6 protein-coding genes and 2 pseudogenes are annotated in these 6,305 nt (G+C 69.9%); 3 read left to right on the top strand and 5 right to left on the bottom strand.

The features are described 5' to 3' along the window. Positions 1-360, bottom strand: a 360-nt coding sequence (locus tag R1101_RS26820) for a UvrD-helicase domain-containing protein (RefSeq protein WP_037223446.1), incomplete at its 3' end; no start/stop codon positions are given. Positions 361-469: 109 nt separating this feature from the next. Here R1101_RS26820 and R1101_RS0114120 point away from each other — a divergent pair. After that, positions 470-724, top strand: coding sequence for a mycoredoxin (locus R1101_RS0114120; RefSeq protein WP_016934060.1), 255 nt, complete (start codon positions 470-472; stop codon positions 722-724). Between the two features lie 69 nt (positions 725-793). Here the strand turns inward: R1101_RS0114120 and nudC are convergent, their stop codons facing one another. Next, the gene (gene nudC / locus R1101_RS0114115; RefSeq protein ID WP_016934059.1) at positions 794-1,693 is read right to left on the bottom strand and encodes an NAD(+) diphosphatase; all 900 of its coding nucleotides are present in this window, start codon (positions 1,691-1,693) and stop codon (positions 794-796) included. Positions 1,694-1,702: 9 nt separating this feature from the next. Continuing rightward, entirely contained in the window at positions 1,703-2,791 is a 1,089-nt protein-coding gene (locus R1101_RS0114110) for a potassium channel family protein (RefSeq protein ID WP_016934058.1), read from the bottom strand. A gap of 121 nt (positions 2,792-2,912) precedes the next feature. Here R1101_RS0114110 and R1101_RS0114105 point away from each other — a divergent pair, with 121 nt between their 5' ends. Continuing rightward, positions 2,913-3,302, top strand: coding sequence for a DoxX family protein (locus R1101_RS0114105; protein ID WP_026003268.1), 390 nt, complete (start codon positions 2,913-2,915; stop codon positions 3,300-3,302). Between the two features lie 52 nt (positions 3,303-3,354). Next, positions 3,355-4,420 (top strand): annotated as a pseudogene (locus R1101_RS26815) (NAD-dependent epimerase/dehydratase family protein). A gap of 121 nt (positions 4,421-4,541) precedes the next feature. Here the strand turns inward: R1101_RS26815 and R1101_RS0114095 are convergent. Together R1101_RS0114095 and R1101_RS26810 are read right to left on the bottom strand one after the other, a co-directional pair. Then, positions 4,542-5,225 (bottom strand): alpha/beta fold hydrolase, encoded by a 684-nt coding sequence (locus R1101_RS0114095; protein ID WP_016934056.1) that lies wholly within the window; start codon positions 5,223-5,225, stop codon positions 4,542-4,544. Positions 5,226-5,234: 9 nt separating this feature from the next. Beyond that, a pseudogene (locus R1101_RS26810) lies at positions 5,235-6,305 on the bottom strand (PD-(D/E)XK nuclease family protein); the annotation flags it as partial.

Genomic DNA, 6,305 nt, shown 5'->3' with positions numbered 1-6,305 from the left:
GCGGTCGAGCAACTGCCACGGCGTGTCGCCGACGACCTGCGGCCAGAAATACCGCAGCTGCCGCAAGGCGGCCGCGTGGAAGGTGCGTGCCTGCACCTGGGTGCCGTCGCCACCGATACCGAGAGCACGCAGACGTGAGCGCATCTCCCCTGCCGCACGGGCGGTGAAAGTGACGGCGAGGACCTGGCTCGCCGAGACGTGCCCGGCGGAGACGAGGTGCGCGATGCGTCGGGTGATGGTGCGGGTCTTGCCGGTGCCGGCACCGGCGAGCACACAGACCGGTCCTCGTGGGGCGAGTACTGCTGCCGCCTGCTCGGGATCGAGACCCTCCACCACATCCGCACACATGGCCTCCATCATGACAGTGGCCGCCGACAGTGCAGACCACCGGTGACGCCGAGTGCGTGGTGCGGATCACACCTGACCCCGGTCGCGGAACATGCCCGGCCGCTGTGGTGTTCTCGAAGACATGACGACCACCGATGCACCCGCCCTCACCGTCTACTCCACCACCTGGTGCGGTTACTGCAGGCGGCTGAAGACCCAGCTCGACCAGAACGGCATCGCGTACACCGAGGTCGACATCGAATCGGATCCGGCCGCCGCGGAGTTCGTCGGCAGCGTCAACAACGGCAACCACGTGGTGCCCACCGTCAAGTTCGCCGACGGCAGCACCGCCACCAACCCGTCGCTCGCCGAGGTCCAGCGCGCTCTGGGGCTGTAGGTTCTCGTCGCTCGTCCACGGAGCCGGTCGCGTTCACCGCGGCCGGCTCCTCTCATCGCCGAACCCCGGTCATTCCTTGGCCCAGCCCTCGAGCATCCCGCGCGCGATCGAGATCGAGCCGGGCAACAGCAGCGGGGCGTCGTCGGCCGAGGCCCAGTCGCCCGTCGCCAGTGCCGCGCGGACCTCCTCGCGCGTGAACCACCGCGCTTCGCCGATCTCGCCGTCGCGGAAGTCCAGGGCCTGCTCGGGATCGGCGATCGCCGCGAATCCCAGCATGAGCGACCGGGGGAACGGCCAGGGCTGACTGCCGAGATACCGCACGTCGCGCACCTCGACGCCGACCTCTTCCCGGATCTCCCGGACCACACATGATTCGAGGGACTCGCCGGCTTCGACGAAACCGGCGAGGACGGAGAAACGCCGTTCGGGCCACACCGGCTGCCGGGCGAGCAGGACACGGTCGTGCCCGTCGTGCACGAGGCAGATGATCGCCGGATCCGTGCGGGGGAACTCCTGGTGCCCGGTATCGGTGCTGATCCGCGACCAGCCGGACATCGTCGGGCGGGTGGGCGAGCCGTCGACCGCGCTGTAGCCGGCGTTGTCGTGCCAGTTCAGCAAGGCGACCGCGCTGACCAGCAGGTCGGCATCGGCATCGTCGAGGTGCTCGCCGACACGCCGCAGGTCGGCCACCGTGCCCGTCTGGGCGAGGACCCGGGTGGCCCAGACGTGGCGTCCGTCGCGGATGCCGAGGAAGATCGCGCCGGCGACCGGCTCGGGGCCGAGTTCGGACGCCTCGCCGAACACGAGCGCGCCGTCGGACACACGGACCTGGTTCCGCCGGTCGACCCGCAGGAGCTTCGCCTCGGCCCATCCGGTGCGCAGGGCATCCTCGTCCGACCGCAGTTCCTCCGCCCGGTCGACGACGGTACGGGAGAGCAGCGGGGTACCCGACAGAGCGAAACCGGTCACACCAGCACCCTAGCCACGCATGGCGCCCGGCGGTGAACCCACCAGCCGGATGTAGAGCAGTTTGTCGCTCGCTTCGAGCGCGTCGACCTCGGGCGAACCGATCCGCCACATCCGCCCGTCGCGGACGACGGCGAGAACGATGTCCTTCAGATGCCGGGGGGATCCCCCGACCTCGCCGGGCTCGACGTCGCGTTCGGTGATGGCGAATCCCGCTTCCGGTGTGAGCAGGTCCTCGATCATCTCGACGACGTTCGGCGTGGTCGTGGCGATACCGAGCAGACGACCCGCCGTCTCCGACGAGATGACCACCGAGTCGGCACCCGACTGACGCAGCAGGTGGGTGTTCTCCGACTCGCGGATGGCGGCGACGATCTTCGCGCGCGGGGCGATCTCGCGGGCGCTGAGGGTCACGAGCACCGCGGTGTCGTCGCGGTTCGCGGCGACGATCACCGCCGACGCGTGCTGCACGCCGGCGAGTCGGAGCACATCGGACTTCGTCGCCGAACCCTGAACCGTCACGAGGCCCTGCCCGGCGGCGGACTCGAGAACCACCGGATCGGTGTCGACCACGACGATCTCGGACGGGGGTACCCCGTCGCCGAGCATGGCGTCGACCGCGGTACGGCCCTTGGTGCCGTAACCGATGACGACGGTGTGATTACGCACGCGGCGCCTCCAACGCTGGATCTTGAATGCTTGACGGGAACTCTCGGTCAGTGCCGACAGAGTGGTACCGACCAGCACGATGAGGAAGAACACCCGGAGCGGCGTGATCAGCAGGATGTTGATCAGGCGCGCTTCGGGGGTGAAGGGGGTGACATCGCCGTAGCCGGTGGTCGAGAGCGAGACCGTGGCGTAGTAGACGCAGTCCAGCAGGGACAGTTCGTTGTCCTGGGAGTCGATGTACCCGTCACGATCGAGGTAGACGACGACGACCGCGAGGAACAACGCCGCGAACGCGTAACCGATGCGACGGGCGATCGCGAGTCCGGGACTGGTTTGCTCCTGGGGTACGCGCAGCACACCGACGAGCGCGAAGTCGGGGCGCTCGGTGAGTTGATCGGAGCGGCTGAACCGCGCACGCAACCTCCCGGGCATCGCGGTGTCCCACCTTCCTGCTGTCGGCCTCCACTGGCGGCCACCCTCGGTCGTCGCGGTACCGAACGGACTGCGCCCGATACCGGATCGCAGCGTACCGCCGCGCGCTAGTGTGGCACGCATGTCCACGAACGCGGCGCAGCGCTCTGCGATCCGGCTGTCAGGTCTTCTTCTCGGCGTCGGCATCCTGCACTTCGTGCGACCGGAGCTCTTCGACGGCATCGTGCCGCGCGCCCTCCCGGGTGATGCCCGCACCTACACCTACGCCTCCGGGGTGGCGGAGATCGCCGTCGCCGGCGCGCTCGCCGCCCCCCGCACCCGTCGCCTCGGTGGTTCCCTGGCCGCGGCGTTGTTCCTCGCGGTCTTCCCCGCCAACCTGCAGATGGCCGCGACGTGGTTGCGCAGCCCGAAGCTCTCCCCTGCCGCCAAGGCCCTGTCCCTCGCCCGGCTGCCGCTGCAGATCCCCCTCGTCACCGAAGCGCTGAAGGTCCGCCGCACCTCGGTTCGCTGAGCGATCGACCGTTCGCGGTGATTGAGGCCACAGTGAGCGGGTATGCGTCGGTATGGACACCGGACGTGGTCTGAAGGTGGTCGTCGTCGGCGCGACCGGCAATCTGGGAACCGGCATCGTCGAGGCGCTCGGCAGGGAACCCGCCGTCGCGGAGATCGTGGGCGTCGCACGACGGCCGACGGAGTGGACCGCGCCCAAGGCGACCTTCACGGTCGCCGACACCTCCACCGACGACTTCCGTCCGATCGTGCGGGGCGCCGACGCGGTGATCCATCTGGCGTGGCTCTTCCAGCCCACCCACCGTCCGGAGGTGACCTGGAAGAACAACGTGCTCGGCGCGATCTCGGTGTTCGAGGCGGCGGCCGCCGAGAAGGTTCCCGCCCTGATCTACTCGTCGTCGGTGGCCGCCTATTCGCCCGGACGGTCGACGGATCGTGTCACCGAGGACTGGCCTACGCACGGGTGGCCGGGCGCTGCTTATCCGCGCGAGAAGTCGTATCTGGAGCGCTGTCTCGACACCCTCGAGTCCCGGGCGCCGGAGATGCGCATCGTGCGGATGCGGCCCTACTTCATCTTCAAGCGCGAATCGGCGACCTCGCAGCGGCGACTGTTCGTCGGTCCCCCTGCTGCCGGGGAATCTGCTGCGTAGCGGACTGCTGCCCGCGATGCCGCTGGTCGAGGATCTGCGGGCCCAGGTGTTGCACACGAGCGATGTGGCCGATGCCTTCGTCCGTGCGACGGTCCGGCCGGTCCGCGGCGCGTTCAACCTTGCGACGGAACCGCCGGTGGACGGCGCGTTCCTGGCGGAGATGTTCTCCGCCAGGAAGATTGCGGTGCCGCGTGCGGCCCTCCGCGCGGCGGTGCGGGCGGCGTGGCACGCGCACCTCGTCCCGGCCTCCCCCGGGCTGCTCGACACCGTGCTGCAACTTCCGCTGCTCGACAGCACCCGCGCCCGCACCGAATTGGGCTGGAAACCGCGGTATTCGCCGCCCGAGATCCTCGAGGAGTTCCTGTCGGGTCTGCGGGAGGGAGCCGGGATGCCCACGGCTCCACTGGCCCCCGACACCGCCGGGCGCCGGGCGCACGAAGTGGCCACCGGGGTGGGGCAGCGCCCCTGAGCCCGAACGGGTTCGGGCAGCGCCCCTGAGCCCGAACGGGTTCGGGCAGTGCCCCTGAGCCCGAACGGGTTCGGGCAGTGCCCCTGAGCCCGAACGGGTTCGGGCAGTGCCCCGAGGCTCGTCACCGCGACGACAACAGGATCTTCGCAAGTTCGACCGGTCGCGCCAGTGCCGGCAGGTGACCGCTGTCGACGAGTTCGGGTTCTACACCGACGCGTTCGCGCGACAGGCGCGTCACGAGCGACAGCGGCAGCAGTCTGTCGTGCCGCCCGGCGACCACACGCACGGGCACGCCCGGCCACCGATCGGCGTTCCAGGCCGGCTCGAAGGCCGCATCGGCAGGCGCTGATGCCTCGTGGGTGAACGCGTCGGCGACGACCTCGTCGGGCACATCATGGAAGAACAACTCGCGCAGATCCATCGGGGCATCGGGATCGCGACCCGCAGCGACGTCCTGTTCACGCCTCGCTTCCTCGTGCCCGACGTTCCCCCACCAGCTGCCCGGCGACTCGCCGGGCGCCGGGATCATCGGCGCGACGAGGACGAGTTCGTCGACGATGCACCGCTCGGCGACGAGCACCGCCGTGAAGGCCGACATCGACTGGGCCACCACCACCAGCGGGGGCGGCACGTTCCGAATCGCCTCGACGACGACATCGGCGTAGTCGTACTGGCCCGCCGACCCGTCCGCATAGGGCAGGTCGACCGCGATCGTGCGGTGCCCGTGACGTTCGAGCAGCGGGATCACCCGATGCCAGTACCACGGGTCGGATCCGGCTCCTGGGAGCAGCACGAAGGTCGCCACAGTTCTTTCCTAGTCCTCCGCCTCGGAATCCGCGGTGGATTCGCGCCGCAGGTTCCCCGCCTCGAGAACGAGCCGTTCGAGCATCGCCGCGCCGGGCAGCTCGTCGGGTGCAACGGTGCGTCCGGTGCGGACGTAGTGGAAAGCCGCTCGGACCTTGTGCAGCGGCAGTTCGGCCGGTCGGCCGGTGAGCCGCTCGGTGCGTGCCGCCATCAGCTGCGCCCAGGCGAGACGGTAGGCAGCGAGCTGCACTCCCACCGTGGCGAGCTTGTCCCCTTCCGGTTCGGCACCGGTCTTCCAATCGATGACCGTCCAGCCTCCGTCCGGATCCTCGAAGACCGCGTCGATGCGTCCGCGGATGACGGTGCCGGCCAGAGCGGTTTCGAACGGCACCTCCACCTCGACGGGATTGCGCGACGCCCACTTCGACCGCAGGAACGCTTCCTGGAGCCGGTCGAAGTGCGAATCGTCGCCGTCCTCGTCGTCGGCGCCGGGAAGCTCGTCGAGGTCGAGCAGGCGCGTCGCGCCGAATCTGCGCTCGAGCCACGCGTGGAAGGCCGTGCCGCGACGCGCGAGCGGATTGGGCCGGAACGGCAACGGACGGCGCAACCGGGCCGCGAGGGCATCGGGGTCGGTGGCGAGGTCGACGAGCTGACTGACGGACAGCTGCGCGGGCAGCACCACTTCGGCGCTCTGCTCGGCGCGCTGTTCGCGTTCGGCCAGCAACGCGTCGACGTCGGTGGCCCACTCGTCGGGATCGTCGTCGTACCCGGTCGGGAGGTCGGTCCGGTCGAACTCGGCGAGGACGAGCGCTGCGCCGCGTTCGATGTCGCCGCGCCGCGCGCCGAGCGGGTCGCGCGGCCACAGCGCGCTGCGCGGTGACGCCGTGAGGGGGTTCTCCTGCTCGGGCTCGGGTTCGGGCGCCCAATGATCGATCGAACCGAGCTCGGGTCGCGCCGTGACGATCCCGTGCAGTTCCTCGAGGAAGGGCGAGGGTCCCTTCGGTTCGGAGCCGGTGTCGGCCCAGGTGGTGGCCGGAGACGAACGAGGGCTCGTTCGGTGCGGGTGAGGGCGACGTAGAAC

Source organism: Rhodococcus sp. R1101 (assembly GCF_000278445.1).
In the GTDB taxonomy this organism is placed as follows: Bacteria; Actinomycetota; Actinomycetes; order Mycobacteriales; family Mycobacteriaceae; genus Rhodococcus; species Rhodococcus gordoniae.
Note: the sequence above shows the minus strand (reverse complement) of the source record. Positions and strands in the feature narration are given on the sequence as shown.